At 68.5% G+C, this 17,472-nt stretch carries 15 protein-coding genes; 8 read left to right on the forward strand and 7 right to left on the reverse strand.

What is annotated here, in order from left to right; translation table 11 throughout:
* Positions 1 to 182: 182 nt before the first annotated feature.
* The 4 genes from HNR09_RS03755 to HNR09_RS03770 all read right to left on the reverse strand — a co-directional run bounded on the left by HNR09_RS03755 (position 183) and on the right by HNR09_RS03770 (position 4,267).
* Entirely contained in the window at positions 183 to 938 is a 756-nt protein-coding gene (locus HNR09_RS03755; RefSeq protein ID WP_179540830.1) for an ATP-binding cassette domain-containing protein, read from the reverse strand.
* A complete protein-coding gene (locus HNR09_RS03760) occupies positions 935 to 1,966 on the reverse strand; it encodes an iron chelate uptake ABC transporter family permease subunit (RefSeq protein ID WP_179540831.1) in 1,032 nt (343 codons plus the stop codon). The genes HNR09_RS03755 and HNR09_RS03760 overlap by 4 nt, the downstream gene beginning before the upstream one ends.
* Positions 1,966 to 2,997, reverse strand: a complete 1,032-nt coding sequence (locus HNR09_RS03765; RefSeq protein ID WP_179540832.1) for an ABC transporter permease — start codon at positions 2,995 to 2,997, stop codon at positions 1,966 to 1,968. The genes HNR09_RS03760 and HNR09_RS03765 overlap by 1 nt, the downstream gene beginning before the upstream one ends.
* A 130-nt stretch (positions 2,998 to 3,127) precedes the next feature.
* Positions 3,128 to 4,267: a siderophore ABC transporter substrate-binding protein gene (locus HNR09_RS03770; protein ID WP_179540833.1), complete on the reverse strand. Its 1,140-nt coding sequence runs from the start codon at positions 4,265 to 4,267 to the stop codon at positions 3,128 to 3,130.
* Positions 4,268 to 4,519: 252 nt separating this feature from the next.
* Between HNR09_RS03770 and HNR09_RS03775 the strand changes: the two genes are divergently transcribed.
* Positions 4,520 to 5,818, forward strand: coding sequence for a THUMP-like domain-containing protein (locus tag HNR09_RS03775; protein WP_179540834.1), 1,299 nt, complete (start codon positions 4,520 to 4,522; stop codon positions 5,816 to 5,818).
* Positions 5,819 to 5,849: 31 nt separating this feature from the next.
* On the opposite strand, the gene HNR09_RS03780 is transcribed toward HNR09_RS03775, so the two are convergent.
* Entirely contained in the window at positions 5,850 to 7,754 is a 1,905-nt protein-coding gene (locus HNR09_RS03780) for a glycoside hydrolase family 3 protein (RefSeq protein WP_179540835.1), read from the reverse strand.
* A gap of 99 nt (positions 7,755 to 7,853) precedes the next feature.
* On the opposite strand from HNR09_RS03780, the gene HNR09_RS03785 reads away from it, so the two are divergent.
* The 6 genes from HNR09_RS03785 (at position 7,854) to HNR09_RS03810 (ending at position 13,232) form a co-directional block, all read left to right on the forward strand.
* Complete coding sequence (locus tag HNR09_RS03785) at positions 7,854 to 9,032, forward strand: glutamate--cysteine ligase (protein WP_179540836.1); 1,179 nt, start codon at positions 7,854 to 7,856, stop codon at positions 9,030 to 9,032.
* Between the two features lie 184 nt (positions 9,033 to 9,216).
* The gene (locus HNR09_RS03790; RefSeq protein ID WP_179540837.1) at positions 9,217 to 10,173 is read left to right on the forward strand and encodes a phosphate/phosphite/phosphonate ABC transporter substrate-binding protein; all 957 of its coding nucleotides are present in this window, start codon (positions 9,217 to 9,219) and stop codon (positions 10,171 to 10,173) included.
* 11 nt (positions 10,174 to 10,184) lie between these two features.
* Positions 10,185 to 11,003 carry a phosphonate ABC transporter ATP-binding protein gene (locus tag HNR09_RS03795; RefSeq protein WP_179540838.1) on the forward strand — a complete coding sequence of 273 codons (819 nt, stop codon included), beginning with the start codon at positions 10,185 to 10,187 and terminating at the stop codon, positions 11,001 to 11,003.
* Between the two features lie 83 nt (positions 11,004 to 11,086).
* Complete coding sequence (gene phnE / locus HNR09_RS03800) at positions 11,087 to 11,857, forward strand: phosphonate ABC transporter, permease protein PhnE (protein ID WP_246348708.1); 771 nt, start codon at positions 11,087 to 11,089, stop codon at positions 11,855 to 11,857.
* Positions 11,854 to 12,618: a tyrosine-protein phosphatase gene (locus HNR09_RS03805; protein ID WP_179540839.1), complete on the forward strand. Its 765-nt coding sequence runs from the start codon at positions 11,854 to 11,856 to the stop codon at positions 12,616 to 12,618. The genes phnE and HNR09_RS03805 overlap by 4 nt, the downstream gene beginning before the upstream one ends.
* Positions 12,615 to 13,232 carry a TetR/AcrR family transcriptional regulator C-terminal ligand-binding domain-containing protein gene (locus HNR09_RS03810; protein ID WP_179540840.1) on the forward strand — a complete coding sequence of 206 codons (618 nt, stop codon included), beginning with the start codon at positions 12,615 to 12,617 and terminating at the stop codon, positions 13,230 to 13,232. Before HNR09_RS03805 ends, HNR09_RS03810 begins: the two co-directional genes overlap by 4 nt.
* A 124-nt stretch (positions 13,233 to 13,356) precedes the next feature.
* Here the strand turns inward: HNR09_RS03810 and HNR09_RS03815 are convergent, their stop codons facing one another.
* Together HNR09_RS03815 and HNR09_RS03820 are read right to left on the reverse strand one after the other, a co-directional pair.
* Positions 13,357 to 14,046, reverse strand: a complete 690-nt coding sequence (locus HNR09_RS03815) for a response regulator (protein ID WP_179540841.1) — start codon at positions 14,044 to 14,046, stop codon at positions 13,357 to 13,359.
* Positions 14,043 to 15,785 (reverse strand): ATP-binding protein, encoded by a 1,743-nt coding sequence (locus HNR09_RS03820; RefSeq protein WP_179540842.1) that lies wholly within the window; start codon positions 15,783 to 15,785, stop codon positions 14,043 to 14,045. The genes HNR09_RS03815 and HNR09_RS03820 overlap by 4 nt, the downstream gene beginning before the upstream one ends.
* A 178-nt stretch (positions 15,786 to 15,963) precedes the next feature.
* On the opposite strand from HNR09_RS03820, the gene HNR09_RS03825 reads away from it, so the two are divergent.
* A complete protein-coding gene (locus HNR09_RS03825; protein ID WP_179540843.1) occupies positions 15,964 to 17,469 on the forward strand; it encodes a CitMHS family transporter in 1,506 nt (501 codons plus the stop codon).
* Positions 17,470 to 17,472 lie beyond the last annotated feature (3 nt).

Here is a 17,472-nt window from a genome sequence, read left to right on the forward strand (position 1 = left end):
CCAACACGGACTGAGGAAGTCGCCGGACTTCTGGTGGGGTTCTACATCGGGGTCGCGAGCATGATCGCGTGGACGGGGATCTTCCGACTGATGCTGGTCGGGCTGGCCGATGCCCTCCCTGGCGAACGGCACGCTGGGGTGGTCACAGGCGGCTGTTCGGTGGGCAGACCGGGCATCCCCTCTCAGTAGTACACCGCCAGCGGTCCGTTCGGCCCCTCGATCACCTGCACCTCAGTGTTGAAGACCCGGCTGAGGACCTCGTCGCGCATGATCTCGGCCGGGGCGCCGTGCTCCACGACCTGACCGTTCTTCATGGCCAGGATCCGGTCCGAATAGTGCGCGGCGAAATTGATGTCATGCAGCACGATCACCACGGTGCGGCCCAGCTCGTCGGCGGCACGCCGGAGCTGCTTCATCATCGCCACCGCGTGCTGCATGTCCAGGTTGTTCAGCGGTTCGTCCAGCAGCACGTACTCGGTGTTCTGCGCCAGCACCATCGCCACATAGGCACGCTGCCGCTGCCCGCCGGAGAGCTGGTCCAGGTAGCGGTCCTCCAGGTCGGTCAGGTCCAGGAAGTCGATCCCCTCGGAGATGTACTTCTCGTCCCCCAGGGTGAGCCGCCCCTTCGAATAGGGGAAGCGCCCGAAGCTGACCAGCTGACGCACGGTGAGCCGGGTGACGAAGTGATTCTCCTGGCGCAGGATCGAGATGATCTTCGCGATGGCCTTGGAGGGCGTGTTCACGACGTCGTGCCCGGCCACCTCGATGCTGCCCGCATCCAGGCTCAGCAGTCGGCCGATCATGGTCAGGATCGTGGACTTCCCCGCCCCGTTCGGGCCCACCAGTGCGGTGACGCCGCCGGAGTCGATGTCGACGCTGACCGGCCCGATCGACACGGTCGAGGAGTAGTCTTTGCTGACGTCGGTCAGGGTGATCACAGGCGGCCCTTTCGCAGGAGGAAGAACAGGAACACGAGCCCGCCGACGAGCTCCACGATGACGGTCACCGCTCCCCCGGCGTCCCAGACGTGGCGCAGCACGAAGTAGCTGGCTGAGAGGACGGCGTAGCCGAAGAGGAATCCCATGGGGAACAGCAGCCGGTGGGAGTAGGTGTCGCCGAACTGATAGGCCAGCGCCGCGGTGAGGAAGCCCAGGAACATCATGGGTCCCACCAGCGCAGTGGCCATGGAGACCAAGATTGAGACCAGCAGCAGGATCTTGATGACCTCCCGCTTGTGGTCCAGCCCGAGGTTGGTGGCGTTGTCCCGCCCCAGGGCGATGACGTTGAGCTTCGGTGCCCAGAGCCAGAGCACGACGGCGACGGCCAGCGCGATCGGGATGGCATAGGGCAGGTACTCGGCCCGGGCGTTGGAGATGTTGCCGAAGAGCCGGGCGGTGAGCACGTCGAACTCGGAGGGGGTGAGCATGCGCTGCATGAAGGCGGACAGCGAGCCCAGCGTGCCGCCGAGCACCACACCGACCAGCAGCATGATGTGGATGTTGGAGAACCTCCCGGACAGCAGCCAGGTGTACAGGGCAGTGGCCAGCAGCATCATGACCGCCATCTGGAGGAAGAACTGCGGGACGCCCACCAGCATGGTCACTCCGGCGATGCCGAAGAGGTAGACGAATCCGGTCTGGATGGCGGTGTAGAGAGACCCGAAACCCATGATGCCCGGAGTGATGATGCGGTTGTTGACCGCGGTCTGGAAGGCGATGGTGGACATCGCGTGGCACAGGGCGACGACGGCGATGGTCAGCAGGGAGTCCCGCCGCATGCCGGCGATGAGCCACCAGCCGTCGCTGCCGAAGGGGACCGGGTTGTTGTAGAAGAGGATCCCCGCGGTGGAGCCGAGGGAGATCAGGCCCAGCAGGATCATGACCAGCACATAGATGCGCCGGTGCCGCCGGTCGATGATGGCCCCGGAGCGGCGCGTCTGCGCCGAGGTCTCAGCAGGTTTGAACATCAGGTGACCAGTCCTCCCTTGCGGCGCTGACGCAGCAGCAGCCCGATGAACACCACGCCGCCGACCAGGCCCAGCACCATGGACACGGGGATCTCGAAGGGCGCGATGATCAGCCGGCCGACCAGGTCGCACACCGTGACGGTGGAGATCCCGACCAGGCAGACCCAGGGCAGGTTGCTGCGCAGGTCGTCTCCGCGGAACAGCGCGACGATGTTGGGCACCACCAGCCCCAGGAACGGCAGCGTGCCCACCACGGTGGCGGTCACTCCGGTGGCGACCGCGACCATCGCAGTGCCCATGAAGAGCACCAGGGCATAGTTGAGCCCGACGTTGGTGGCCATGTCCTTGCCGAGGCCGGCTGCGGTGAACTGGTCGGCGACGAGGAAGACCAGCACGGTCACACCCAGCACGATCCACATCAGCTCGTAGCGACCCTGGATCACCCCGGTGAAGGAGCCCTGGAACCAGATGGCCAGGGTCTGGAGGCTGTCGGTCATCAGCGCCAGATACGTGGAGAAGGAGCTGACCACCGCGCCGAGCATGATGCCGATGATCGGCACGATCAGGCTGGACTTCAGCGAGACCCGGCGCAGGAACAGGAAGAACACCATGGTGCCGAGGAAGGCCATGCCCACGGCGGCGCTCATCCGAACGAACAGCGAGGCGGTGGGCGCCAGCCACATGACCAGGATGAGGCCGAGACCGGCCCATTCGGTGGTGCCGGTGGTGGTCGGCTCCACGAAGCGGTTCTGGGTGAGCAGCTGCATGATCACTCCGCACATGGCCATCGAGGCCCCTGCGAGCACGAGCGCGACGGTGCGCGGGATGCGGGTGATGCCGAACATCCAGAAGTTCCCGTCGGCGAACACGTCGAACTGTCCGACCAGCAGGGACAGGACGAGCAGCCCGAGCGTGACGACGACGGCGAGCGAAAACGCCGGGGTCCAGAGCGGGCGACGACGGGAGCGCTCGGCGTCGACGAGGATGTCACGGCTGGTGTGGGCGATGTCCTGCCGCAGCGTGGTGGTCATGGTGGCTTCCGGGTCGATGGGGGTGCAGGGGCCGATGCACGGACCGGGGCGGTGGCGCGGCCGAGCCCCGCCGGCCGGTGGGCCTGCGGGGCTCGGCCGGCTCAGCGGCCGGTGCCCTCCGGAGGGAGGGTCACTCGGCGCTCTCCAGGGCGTCGGCGAAGTCCTCGAGGAACTCGGTGTAGGCCTGGATGTCCTCGGTGAGGTACATGTTCTGCGGCATGTAGACGATCTGATCCTCCTGGACCGCGGTGACCTCCTGCAGCGCCGGGGAGTCGGCGATGAGCTCCTGGGCGGGGGTGTACTCGGGGTCTTCAGGGGCCATGCCGTCACGGTCGAGGACGATGATCCAGTCCGGGTTCGACTGGGCGATGGCCTCCACGGAGATGTCGTCGCCCTCGTGGTCGCTGGACTGGTCGTCGACCTCCAGGGCGGGGACGAGGTCGAACCGCTGGAAGATCGGCGCCACTCCGCGGCCCTCGTTCGGCCCCGCGTAGTTGATGTCTCCACCGGAGGTGAGCAGTCCCATCACCGTCGACTCGCCGTCGTAGGCGGTCTCGACTCGCTCGATGGCGGCGTCGAGCTCCTCGACCAGCCCGGCCGCGGCGTCCTCTGACTGGAAGACCTGTCCGAGCTTCTCGGTCTGCTCGGTGAGCCCCTCGAAGTAGGTGGACGCGTCGGTGGTGGCCTCGTCGAACTCGAGGATCACGCCGTCCTCGGGCAGCAGGGCTGCGATGTCGTCGTAGTACTGGGAGTACCGCTGACCGTTGATGACCAGGTCCGGCTCCGCCGCGACGATGAGCTCCAGGTTGGGCTCACGGTGATTGCCGGTGTCCAGGATGTCCTCGTCCTCGGCGTAGTCGGTGATGCCGGTGCCCATCAGGGAGCGAGCGGCCACCGTGAGCTCCACGCCGAAGTGCTCCAGGGTGCGGAAGGTGTGGTTGTCGAAGGCGCCGACGGAGTCGATGGTCTCGACGTCGATCTCATGGGTCCCGTGGTCGTCCTCGATCGTGATGACGCTCGACTCGGAATCGACCTCGTCCTCTGCACCGTCCCCCTCGGTGGAACCGGCGTCGGCGTCGGAGCAGGCGGTCAGGGCCAGGGTGGCCACGGCGAGCGCAGAGAGGCCGACGGCGGCGCGGTTCCGACGGGGCGCCTGCGCGCGACGACGGCGGCGCGGCACAGTGGTGTCGGTGGCGTCAGTGGCGTCGATGACGTCTCCGCCAGCCGGGGCCGGGAGCGTCTCAGGGCTGGTGTTCTCAGCAGCGGTCATGGAACCTTCCTCAAGGTCATGGGCCGGCACCCGGTGCGGGGGCGTCCGGTGGGTGAGTGTGCGATGAGCTCGGAGTGCGACGAGCTGAAAGACGGGAGCCTGAGCACCGCCGGAGATGACATACCCCGGAGCGAATGAACTTAGCCTCGCCTAAGCAAATAAGAACCTATCGAGCTGGCTAATACGCTGCAACTCTGTGACGAGGGGATGACACAGTCCGGCGCCGGCCCGCCTGGCGCTAGGCTGGCGGGGATGCCTGAGACCTCCGCGCTCGCACCGCTGCTCACTCCCCAGGGATGGGAGCTGGTGAACTCGCTGCCGCCCTACGATCCCGACGATGCCGCCCGGCTCAACCAGGAGCTGCGCCGAGCGGGCCATCCGCCCGAGCTCGTGGCCGCCGCCCTGACCCAGTCCCGGCTGCGCCGTGACGCCGCGCAGAAGTTCGGTGACTTCGCCGCCAGGATGCTGTTCACTCCGGACGGACTGCAGCAAGCCACCAGGCTCCCCGTGGCGGCCGCCCACGCCCGTCGGTTCCGCGACGCCGGTCTGACCCATGTGGCCGATCTCGGCTGCGGGCTGGGCGGAGACTCCCTGGCACTGGCCTCGCTGGGCCTGCAGGTCATCGCCGTCGACGCCGATGAGGACACCGCTGCGGCCGCGACCATGAACCTCACCCCCTTCCCTGAGGCGCAGGTGCGGCACACCACGGCCGAAGCGTTCGTCGCAGAGCTGGGCGAGCCGCAGGACTGGGGACTGTGGCTCGATCCGGCGCGGCGGGACGCCGGCCGAGGTCACGGGGCCGACGGCGGCGCCCGACGCATCTGGGACCCCGAGTCCTTCTCCCCGCCGCTGAGCTTCGTCACCGCTCTGGCGGCCACCGGCCTCCCCCTGGGCGTGAAGCTCGGTCCGGGCATACCGCATGACCTCATCCCCGCCGATTGCGAGGCGGAATGGATCAGCGTGGACGGCCAGGTGGTGGAGGTCGCACTGTGGTTCAATGCCCTGGCCCGCCCCGGGATCCGCCGAGCCGCCACGGTGATGAGTCCCAGCTCCGTGGAGGAGCTGACTTCCGGAGCCGACTTTGAGCAGCACCGCTCCCCCGACGGGACGCTCGGCCCCGAGGGCCTCGCCGGCCTGCTCTGCGAGCCAGACGGCGCGGTGATCCGCGCGGGGCTGGTCGCCGACCTGGCCGAGCGGCTGGGCGGGCGGATGCTCGATGAGCACATCGCCTACTTCGTGCTGCCCGCCGACTCTGCCCCGCCGGCTACGGCCGCGGTGCGCTGCCACCGTGTGCTGGAGACCTTCCCCTACAGCGTGAAGCGGCTGCGCAGCTGGGTCCGGGAGCAGGGGGTGACCTCGGTGGAGATCAAGAAGCGCGGGGTCGACGTCGTGCCGGAGACTCTGCGTCGGCAGATCCTCCCCGGGAAGAAGGGGAGGAAAGCCGGCTCGATGAAGGCCGGCTCCCCGACGACCGACGGGCCGCAGCACCGGACCCTGGTGATCACCCGCCTGGGCGATCAGCGGATGGTCGCCGTCGTCGAGCCGCTCTGACCCCTTCCCAGCGGCGCCGGAGCGCAGGTGGTCAACAAGCCGAGTGGCCCGCCTCCAGCTCTCCGACCTGCACGGGCAGGGCACCCGGCGCGGGGGCCCCGTCGAGCACGTCCACCAAGGCTTCGAAGCTCTCCGGCGTGCGCCCGTACAGGGCCACCTGGGTCTCCCCCGGTGCCAGCGCCAGCGGCTCGGGCCGATCCAGGGTCACCACGACGTCGCCGTCGCTGCCCCATGCCCCGGGGGCGATCAGCCGGATGGTCGTCCCACCGTCGCCGAGGGTGTGCCCGGAGTCTTCCAACGCCGTGGCGAGCCGGGTGCGGTCGGCCTCCTGGCCGCCGTCGACCGAGATGGGGTCCTCCAGGACGCCGGCTTCGCACCGGCCGGAGACCAGGGTGATGGAGCGCTCGGCCACCGCACGGGCGACCTCCGCGCTCTCGAGGGCGCCGTCGGCCGCCGGTTCGGGCAGCTCCGCGTAGGTGGCCTCACCACCGAGGTCCGCCTCTTCCAGCGCCTCCGGCAACACCACACCGGGGCCGGCGTCGAGCTCTCCTGCCGCCAGGTCCCGCTGCCAGAGCATCAGGGCGATGACTCGCTCAGCGGCCTCGGTGAGCCGGTCCTGGCCCACCCGGCCGGATTCGACGGCGTCGACGATCGCCTGATGGGCGGTGCGCACGTCTGAGGGCATGAGCAGCAGGTCCGCCCCGGCCTCCAGCGCCTGCACCGGGGCCTCGGCAGGCCCGGCATGCTGCACCACGGCGGCCATGTTCAGCGCATCGGTGACGATCACGCCCTCGTGCCCCATCTCCCGAAGCTCCGAGTACGAGGCCGCCGACAGCGAGGACGGCACCCCCGGCTCCAGAGCGGGCACGTCCAGGTGGCCCATCATGATCATCGGGGCACCGGCGTCGATGACGTGTTGGAAGGGCGCCCAGTCCCTCGCGGTCAGCTCCTCCCGGTCCGCCGCCTGCTCAGGCAGGGTGTGATGCGAATCCTCGGTGACCCCGCCGTGGCCGGGGAAATGCTTGGCGGAGCCGGCGACGCCGCCTTCCGCGAGTCCGCGCAGCCCGGCCAGGGCCAGATCGGCCACCTGCTCGGGGCCGTCGCCGAAGGAGCGTGAGCCGATGGCGGCGTCCTGGTCGCCGATGGTGACGTCCGCGTTCGGCGCGAAGTCCACCGTGAAGCCCAGCTGCGCGAGATCGGCTCCCATGGCCTCATGCCCCAGGGCGGCGAGCTCGTCATAGCCGGCCAGGGTGTCCTCCTGGCCGGTCACGCCGTCGCGCTCCTCGGCGAGGGCTCCCAGGTGCGCGGCCCCGTAGGCCATGGGCGAGGGCCATTCGGTGAGCGGGTCCCCCACGCGGGTCACCAGCCCGCCCTCCTGGTCCACCGCGACGACGGCGGGCCACTCGCGCGCCGACGCCGCGTCCTGCAGGCTCTCCAGCTGCCCGGAGAGCGCCTCGAGATCAGCCTCGGAACCGCTGCGGGGCACATTGTCACCCATGACGATGGCCCCGGCCAGATGAAGCTCCTCGATGGCGGAGGCCATCGAGGAGGCATCGGTGCTCCCGTATTCGCCCACCAGCACCTGCCCGGCCTGCTCCTCGGTGCTGAGCTCGGCCGCAGCCAGAGAAGCGGCCTCGCGGTGCCGCTCCCCCGGCCCGGCCAGCGCCGCCTGTCGAGCCTCGTGGGCTTCCTGGCGCTCGCGGGCGAGCCGGTCCTGCTCGTCCTGCTCCCCACCGGTCTCCGCGCCACCCTCGGTGTCCCCGGCGCCGTCGTCGTGGGCCCCGTCGTCGTCGTCGGTGCCGGCCGGTCCGCAGGCGCTCAGCAGCACCGCCGGGACGAGAAGCAGGGGCAGGACGCCGCGCAGGGAGACGATCCGGTGCCGGGGAAGGATCCGGCGCCGTCGGGCGGAGAGGACCGCGGAGGAGGGTGTGGCCATGGTCCCAGGGTATCCAGCCTCGGAGGGTGCCGTCAGACCGGGGCCTCACGGGTATCCTGAAGCTCCGCATCCGTCGACCCGAGATCCGAGGAGCCCCGTATGGATCTGCCTTTCGCCCCCTCGGCGCGCTCGTCCCTCGGCCTCGAATGGGAGCTCGCCCTGGTGGACCGCCAGACCGGCGATCTGCGCTCCGTGGCTGAACGGCTGCTCAACGCCTGCCAGGAGGACGCGGCCGCGGACCCTGACATGGGGCTGGAGCCCGACGGTCAGCACCCCTTCGTGAAGCAGGAGCTGCTGACCAACACCGTGGAGCTCATCACCGAGGTCTGCGACGACGTCGCCCAGGGCGTGGGATCCCTACGGCAGACCGCCCAGCACGTGATGCGCTACTGCGACCCCCTCGACGTCGACCTCTACTCCCAGGGCTCCCACCCCTTCGCCCCTCCCACCGAACAGCCGGTCACCGATAAGGAACGCTATGCGGAGCTGATCCGCCGCACCCAGTGGTGGGGACGCCAGATGGTGATCTACGGGGTGCACGTGCACGTTGGCCTGGACGACCGTCGCCAGGCCATGCCGGTGGTCGACGGCCTGCTGAACTTCTACCCCCACTTCCAGGCGCTCTCGGCGTCGTCGCCGTACTGGTCCGGGGAGGACACCGGGTACGCCTCCCAGCGGGCGCTGATGTTCCAACAGCTGCCCACTGCGGGGCTGCCCTTTCAGTTCGAGGAGTGGTCCGGCTTCGAGCAGTGCGTGGCGGACCTCGCGCACACCGGAGTGATCGACGACGTCAGCGAGGTCCGCTGGGACGTGCGCGCAGTGCCGCGCTTCGGGACCGTCGAGATGCGGATCTGTGACGGCCTGGCCACACTGGAGGAGATCGCCGGGATCGCCGCCCTCACCCAGTGCCTGGTGCACTCCCTGGTGGAAAGGATGGAGGACGGGGAGAAGATCCCCACCATGCCTCCTTGGTACACCCAGGAGAACAAGTGGCGCGCCGCCCGATACGGCCTGGACGCGATCATCATCCTCAACGCGGAAGGCGACGAGGAGCTCGTCACCGACCACCTGACCCGCGAGCTGGAACGTCTGGAGCCGGTGGCCAAGCGGCTGGGCTGCGCAGCGGAGCTGAGCCTGGTGGAGGACATGATGCGCGAGGGCCCGGGCTACCTGCGGCAGCGCCAGGTGGCCGAGGCCCACGACGGCGATCTGCGGCAGATCGTGTTGGACTCTGCGGCCCGGACCCGGATGTCGATCAACGGGGGACGCTCGGTCTGAGGGGCTCACGGCACGCGATCTACGCACCGGACGTGATGAGGCACCACATTCAGCGCAGTGCAACGCCCGATGTTCATCGAGACTTTCGTTTCCGTATCGGCAGTCTCGTATTTCCTGGTCACCTGGGTTCGGTGGGGTAGGGAGCGTCTCGTTCCAAGACGCTCCCGATCTGAAAGGCACATCCATGCGAATTCGTGGCCCCCGCACGCCCGCTGTCGGCTCGCTCACTCTCTGCGTCGCCTCGCTCCTCGTCCTGTCCGGCTGCTCGGCGTCGGCGTCGGAATCCGGCGACTCAGTCGACACTGCGGGGAGCGCCGGCGAGGACGACGTCATCCGCTTCGCGACCCTCCCTCTCAGTGATGACCCCACCGTCGAGACCCCTGTGGAGGCTATGAAGGAACTCCTCGAGGCTGAGACGGGTATGCCCGTGGAGATCACCGACGTGCCGAACTATTCAGCGGTGATCGAAGCGGTCCGTGCTGGCCATGAAGACATCGGGCTGATGAGCGGCTTTCCCTCAGCTCTGGCGGTCAACACCGGAGAGGTCGACTCGCTCGTGGCCTGGCCGGGCAGCGATGCGCCCGTCTCGACCTGTCTGGTGCTCGAGGACTCGCCCCTGGAGTCCCTCGGAGACATCACCTCCCAGACAGTCATCGCCTTCGCTGACCCTGCCTCGAGCTCTGGCTTCTTCATGCCCGTCCATATGCTCCACGAGGCAGGTCTTGAGGCCGGCGAGGACTTCCAGGAGCTCTTCTCCGGTGGCCACGACCGCAGCTTCATGGCACTGCAGGAAGGCCAGGCCGACGTTGCGTGCACCTCGACGATCTTCCCGCAGATGGCCGGTCAGGGGGACCCGATGTTCCCGTTCGAGGAGGGGGAGACCCGCTCGATCGGGGAGAGCATCGGCATGCCGATCGGCTTGTCGTTCCTTGGGAACCAGGACATGAGCCGGGAGAAACGTGAGGCGTTGCTCGAGGCGATCCCGGTGGTCTTCTCTGATGAGAACCGCGAAGCCCTCGGCCTCTATATGGATTCCATGCCTGAAGGAACTGACCCCATCGTCGAGCCCGAACTGGAGATGTTCCAGCCATTCGTGGACATCGCGGCGATCGCTGACGTCGACATCTCCGACCTCGAGTGAACGGAGGACCCATGAGCACCACACTTCTGCCACTCGAGGCGGCCCTGCCTGCAGAACAGACCACCGAACAGGACAGCCTCGTCCGTGTCCGGGACCTGAAGGTGCAGTACACCCCTGGCTCGGGGCTCGTGCTCGACGGCGTCGACCTCGATCTCTTCCGGGGGGAGACCGTGGCGCTGCTCGGATCCTCCGGGTCTGGGAAGTCGACACTGATGAAGTCCCTCACGGGATTCGCGCCCATCACCTCAGGCACCGTCCAGGCCTGCGAATTCAACGTCGCCGACCTCCGCCGCGGGCAGCTGCGGAGGCTTCGTTCCCAGGTGGGACAGGTCTTCCAGCAGTTCAACCTCATCGGCCGGATCAGCGTCCTCACCAACGTCCTCACCGGAGCCCTCCACGATGCCGGACCGGTGAACCTCGCCGGATCCTTCCGCAGCTCTGACAGGCGTCGGGCGCTGGAACTTCTCGACCGAGTAGGCATCGCGCACAAGGCCGCAGACGAGGCCCGTTCTCTGTCTGGAGGACAACAGCAGCGAGTCGCCATCGCACGGGCGCTGATGCAGAACCCCCGCCTGATCCTCGCGGATGAACCCGTGGCCTCCTTGGACCCGAGGATGAGCCGCGTGGTGCTGGAGCTGCTGCAGTCCATCGCCCGCGAGGAGAACATCCCCGTGCTGGTCAGCCTGCACGTGCTGCCGCTGGCGCTTGGACACTCGGATCGTATCGTCGGTCTGCGTCACGGACAGATCATCGTCTCAGGCCGCACGAACGACCTCGATGCCGAGCAGCTGGCCCCGGTGTATGACATTGATGACCAGGGGGAGGAATGATGTCGAGGCTGGAAGACCGCCCTCCGACCGGTCGCAGAACAGCGGACGCATCAGGCCAGCTGGATCCGCACGCTCGGGAACGCATGGAGAAGGCGTTCAGCATCCCCCGCACCCGTTTCGTCGTGGGTGTCGCCCTCGCCGTCGGTTTGTTCCTGTGGTCCGCCGATGGTGCGCAGTTCGATTTCCTCAAGCTCGGCGAGGGTGCGGTGAACATGGGCGAGTTCGTCGGACGCATGTTCCCGCCGGACTTCTCCAAGATCGACACCATCCTGCTGCTGCTCCTCGAGACATTGCAGATGGCGATAGTGGGCACCGTGCTCGGCGCAGGGCTGGCCATCATCATCGCCTTCGGCGCTGCGACCAACATCGCCCCCACCTGGCTCTACTACCTGTGTCGTTGGACGATGAACACCATCCGTGCGCTTCCTGACCTCGTCATAGCCCTGATGTTCGTCTCAGCCGTCGGGCTGGGGCCGTTCGCCGGGATCCTCGCCATGACGATCGGCTCGATCGGGTCCATCGGCAAGGTCTTCGCCGAGGCGATGGAAGCCGTCGACCGCGGTCCCATCGTGGCGATGGAGTCAGTCGGGGCTTCAAAGCGGCAGATCGTCCAGTACGCCATCCTTCCGCAGGCGCTGCCCCTGCTGACCAGTTACACGCTGCTGCTCTTCGAAGGCAACGTGCGCGGAGCAACGATCCTGGGCCTCGTAGGCGCCGGCGGCATCGGACTGGAGCTGACCACCGCGATCAACCGGTACGACTACGGCCACCTGCTCGCCATGGTCCTCTGCATCATCGTGCTCGTCACGATCATCGACCAGGCGAGCGCCATCATCAGAAAGAAGATCACATGAGCATCGACTCCCTCGAACTGACCCTCTCCGCCCCGGTGAACCTCCGTGATCTCGGTGGAATCCACACAGCCGGTGGAACGGTTGCCGCCGGATTCGCCATCCGTGCTGACGACCTGTCCATGGCAGACGCCGCCAGCGCCACAGACCTTGTCGACGCGGGTCTGACCGCGATCATCGACCTGCGGTCCCACCACGAAGTGCACCTGACCGGCCGCGGGCCCCTGGGCGAGATGCCCGTGGCGTATCACCACCTGCCGCTGATGACGTCGCTCGGGCCGGCGGGTGAGGCAGATCCGACGGACATCACGGACCAATCGACGTTCGGACGGATGTACATCCGCATGTACGAAGGATCTGCCCCACGCATCGTGGCCGCTCTTGCGGTGATGGCGACCTCACCCGGCGCGACGGTGTTTCACTGTGCCGCAGGCCAGGACCGTACCGGGGTGCTGGCGGCGTCGTTGTTGCTGGCTCTCGGGGCTTCACACGAGACCATCGTCGAGGACTACACGCGCACCGGAGCAAATTCACAGGCGATCATGGACCGGCTCGCACCGGTGATGGGCCCGCTGATGGCGCGACATGGCTACGACCTCCAGCAGGCCGCGAGGGCGGCGACCCGCACGGAGTTCTCCCCGGCTCCCATGGAGGGTCTCCTGCAGCACCTGGAACGTACCTACACAGATCCCCTGGAACCGTTGCGGGCCGCAGGACTCAGTGACGGTGTCCTGTCAACTCTGCGTCAGAGGGCCCTCTCGTGAGCTCCACAGTTCAGCCGGACGTGGGCGCCAGGCGGACTCCCGGCCGTCCTCGTCGGGAGGGACACGACGAGCGGGCCCTCTCCGCTGTCATCCACCTGATCGATCAGGGGCGACCGGTGACCGTGAGCGCGGTCGTCGAGGCCAGCGGTGTCTCACGGTCCGCGCTCTATCGCCGGTGGCCCGGCATGACGGAGCTCATCGCGGCAGCCCTGGATCGCGGGCGTGCCACCATCGAGCTGGATATCGACGGTGACATCAGAGAGGCGATCATGTCGATCATGTTCGGAGACCCTGCGGCGGCATTGGGGCCCTCCTACAGTGAGCGACGGTTCCGCGCCCGTATGGCGCTGGTGATGCAGAACCCCGATGTGCAGCAGGCGTACTGGAAGGCCCACGTGCGGCGCAGACGCGCGGCGTTCCACCGGGCGCTCAGCGAAGCAGTGCGTAGGGGAGATCTGCGGAGTGACCTGGATCTGGAGGCATGCATCGATCTCATCAATGGAGTGTTCTACTACCAGGTCGTGGTGCGCGGCGCGCGGATGGATCATCCTGAGGTCGCAGCTCGTTGCTGCGAGGCGTTCGACGTCGCCTGGCGCGGCATGATCACCGGCTGATCCATCCACGGGGCTCCAAGGGGGGCTCTATGGGGCATCCACACGGCGCGGAGTCTGACGCGGGCCGGCGAGGCGTCGGTCAGAAGCTGGTGGCTGAACTGCTCGTGCCGCTCACTCTGAGCGCTCAGGGCACCCAGCGGTAGCGATGCTCCGGCCGGCCGGCCTGACCGTAGCGCAGGGTCAGCTCCGCCCGCCCCTCCGAGCACAGGTGCTCCAGGTAGCGGCGCGCGGTGACCCTGGCGATGCCGGTGGCCTCGGAGAGCTCGGTGGCGGAGGTGTCCTCCTCCACCGCGCGGAGCGCCTCGGCGACCCGTTCGGCGGTGGCCGAGGTCAGTCCCTTGGGCATCGAGCGTGAGGCCCGTGGGCGCATCGTGGCGAACAGCGCGTCGACGTCGTTCTGGGTGACGGTGGACATCGTCTGCATCCGCTTGCGGGCGGCCGCATAGCGTTCGAGCTGATCCCGCAGCTGACGCAGCGGGAACGGCTTGATCAGGTAATGCAGCGCGCCTAGGGCCATGGCGGTGCGCACATGCTCCATGTCGCGCAGGGCGGTGATGATGACGGCATCGACGACACCGACCTCCCGCCTCCACACCGGGGCGCGCAGCTCCTCCAGGACCTGGAGCCCGGTCCTGTCCGGCAGGAAGAGGTCCAGCAGCAGGAGGTCCGGTCGATGGTGCCGCACCGCCTGGAGCGCCTCGGCGCCGGTATGGACCACGCCCACCACGGTGAACCCGGGCAGCGACTCCACCAGTTCCCGGTGGTTGTGCGCCACGCGGACATCGTCGTCGACGATCAGCACCGAGCACGTCACGGTCGCTCCTCCCTCTGAGGCCGGGGACGATCCGGCGCCGCCGTGCCGACGAGCTGCGGACGCACCGGCAGATAGGCGCAGAACGTGGTCTCGTCCTCGTTCTCCACGGTGACGGATCCTCCGCGGCGCAGGCAGGCCTGATGCACCAGGGCCAGGCCCATCCCGTGGCGGCCGCCCTCGCCCTTGGTGCTGCGCCCGACCCGGAAGATGTCCTCGGCAATGTCCGGGTCCACCCCTGGCCCGGAGTCGATCACCCGGACCTCGACGACCCCATCCGCCGTCTCCCCCGTCTCGCGTGCCTCGTCCGCCTTCCCTGCGCTCTCGTCCGTGACGTCCCCATGCCGGCGGACCAGCAGCTCCACCCAGCCTTCGGGCCCTGCGGCGTCCATGGCGTTGTCCACCAGGTTGCCCACCACCAGGAGCACATCGTCGCGCAGGTCCTCCGGCTGGCCCTCGGGCAGATGCGAGAGCTCGGAGAGGCTGAACCGGACACCCCGCTCGGCTGCCTGGACCGATTTGGCCAGCACCAGGGCCGCCAGCGTCATGTCTCCGATCCGGGCGGCGATCTCGGCGTCGGCGCCGGAGGTGGCCAGGGACAGCTCGGAGAGGTAGTCCCTGGCCTCATCCACCGCTCCCAGCTCCAGCATCCCGGAGACCGTGTGGATCCGGTTGGCGAACTCATGACGCTGGGCGCGCAGGCCCTGAGTGACCGTGCGGGCACCGTCGAGCTGGTCGCTGAGCCGGGTGAGCTCCGTCCGATCGCGCAGGGTGACGACGACGCCGCCGTCGGCCTCCCGGACCCGCACCGGACGCCGGTTGCACACCAGGATCCGCCCATGCACGCCCAGGAGCAGATCCTCTCCGGCCTCGGGCCCGCTGAGCACCGCCTCGGCCTCGGCGCTGAGCCCGAGCTGCGCCGGGGTCCGACCCAGATGAGCAGCAGGCAGCCGAAGCAGCTGCCGGGCCGGAGTGTTGGCCAGCACCACACGGCGCTCCCGATCCAGACCGATGACTCCTTCGCCGATGGCGTGCAGCAGCGCCTCGCGCCCGTCGAGCAGCGCGGTGATCTCCCGCGGCTCCAGCCCATGGGTGTCGGCACGGAGCCGACGAGCGAGCAGGCGGGCCCCGACGGCGCCGGCCCCGACCGCGACCAGCGCCACGGACAGGATCAGCGGGATGGTCTGCATCGAGGCCAGCCGGACCTCGGAAGCAAGGGTCCCCACCGAGACATAGCCGATGACGTCCTCGGCCTCGTCGAGGATCGGCACACGGGCACGAAGGGTGAGCCCGGCATGGCCGTGCTCGACCCCGGTCCAGGTCTCCCCGGCCAGCACCGGCGCCGGGTCCAGGCTGGGCCGCTGACCGATGGCCTCCGGATCCGGGTGAGACTGCCGGATTCCGTGGCGGTCGGCGATCATGATGTATTCGAAGCCGGTCGCCGCGCGCAGCCGCTCCGCCCACGGCGCCAGCACCTCAGCGGGCTCCTCGGTCTGCAGGGCCTCTCTGACCGTGGGCATCACCGCCACCGACTCCGCCATCGTCAGCACCCGCTCCTCGTACTGCTGGCGGGCCTCGATGTATTGGACCACGCCCCAGAGCAGGCTGACCACCGTCACCGCACCGATGAGCAGCGCCATGTTCCACCGGAACAGACGCCGACCCAGGGAGACCTCACGCCGAGGGGCACGGCGTCGCGTCCCGACAGGCGGGGTCTCAGCTTCCGGCAGCTTCGCGAGCATCGGAGGTTCTCCTCTCGGACCGCAGACAGCGTCGTCGACCCTGCGTCGGTGACCAATACGACCACTATGACGCCGGCGTGCACAAAACTGTGGCGGGGGTCACATGGGCACCATGCTGTCACAGAGATCACAGGCGCGACCACGCTCACGCCGCACCCTCGTACACCAGGAGAATCCCATGCTCAGCCTCATCGGTCTGGCGGTGATCGTCACCATGACGACGCTGCTGATCCTCGGGCGCATCGCGCCCATCGTCGGTCTGACCGTCATCCCCGTCACCGGGGCACTGGTCGCCGGCTTCACCTTCACCGAGATCGGCGACTTCTTCGGCGAAGGTCTCAGCTCCGTGCTCGACGTCGCGGTGATGTTGGTCTTCGCCATCCTGTTCTTCGCGATCATGAATCAGGCCGGCCTCTTCGACCCCCTGGTGCGGCTCACGGTGAAGCTCACCCGCGGCAACGTGGTCGCGATCTGTGTCGGCACCGTGCTGCTCGCCGCCGTCTGCCACCTCGACGGCGCCGGCGCCTCCACCTTCCTCATCGTCATCCCTGCCCTGCTGCCGCTCTATCGCCACCTGGGCATGAGCCCCTACCTGCTCCTGCTGCTGGCGGCCATGAGCATGGGTGTGCTGAACATGCTTCCCTGGGGCGGACCCGTGGGTCGGGCCGCCGCCGTCAGCGGCATCGACCCGGTGGAGCTGTGGCGCGGCCTCATCCCGGTGCAGATCCTCTCACTGGTGCTGCTGGTGGTCGCCGCCGTGCTGCTCGGCCTGCGTGAGCAGCGTCGTATCGCCGCGCGCGGCGGCGCCCCGGCCATCCAGGACGACGTCCAGGAGGAGAACTCCTCTGAGACCACCGCGGAGACCCGCGTCGAAGAGCGGGAGCTGGCCGCGGTCGGTGCCGGCTCGGCCGGAACCACCAGCACCGCCGACGCCGCCGTCGGCACCTCGACCGGAGGCCCGTCGGACAGCATAGGCAACGGCACCGGCTCCGCCCGGAGCACCCAGGACTTCGCCGGAGACAACGACGACGTCTGGGGCGCCCACGACGACGCCCCGGCCACGCCCCGCTGGCGGATGCTCACCAACGCCGTGCTGGTGCTGGCCATGCTGGCGCTGCTGATCTCGGACATCCTGCCCGCCCCGCTGGCCTTCATGCTGGGCCTCAGCGCCGCGCTGATGGTCAACCACCCGCGGGTCAAGGACCAGATGGAGGCGATCAGGGCCCACGGAGGCAGCGCCGTCGCCACCGGCGCGATCGTGCTGGCCGCCGGCTGCTTCCTGGGCATCATGGACGAGTCCGGGATGCTGGACTCCCTGGCCACCGACGCGGTCGCGATCCTGCCCAGCGCCCTGGTCCCCTACCTGCACCTGATCGTCGGATTCTTCGGACTGCCCCTGGAGCTGCTGCTGAGCACCGACGCGCACTACTTCGCCCTGCTCCCGGTGGTGGAAGGCATCGCCGGTGAGGCCGGCGTCGGCACCCTCGCCGTGGTCTACGCCGTCCTGGTGGGCAACATCATCGGCACCTTCATCAGCCCGTTCGCCGCCGCCCTGTGGCTGGCGCTGGGGCTGGCCGGCTGCGACATCGGCAAGCACATCCGCTACTCCTTCGTGCCGATGTGGATCTTCTCGGTGGTGGTCCTGGTGCTGGCCCTGGCCCTGGGGTTCATCCCCTGGAGCTGAGCA

Source organism: Nesterenkonia xinjiangensis (assembly GCF_013410745.1).
GTDB lineage: Bacteria > Actinomycetota > Actinomycetes > Actinomycetales > Micrococcaceae > Nesterenkonia > Nesterenkonia xinjiangensis.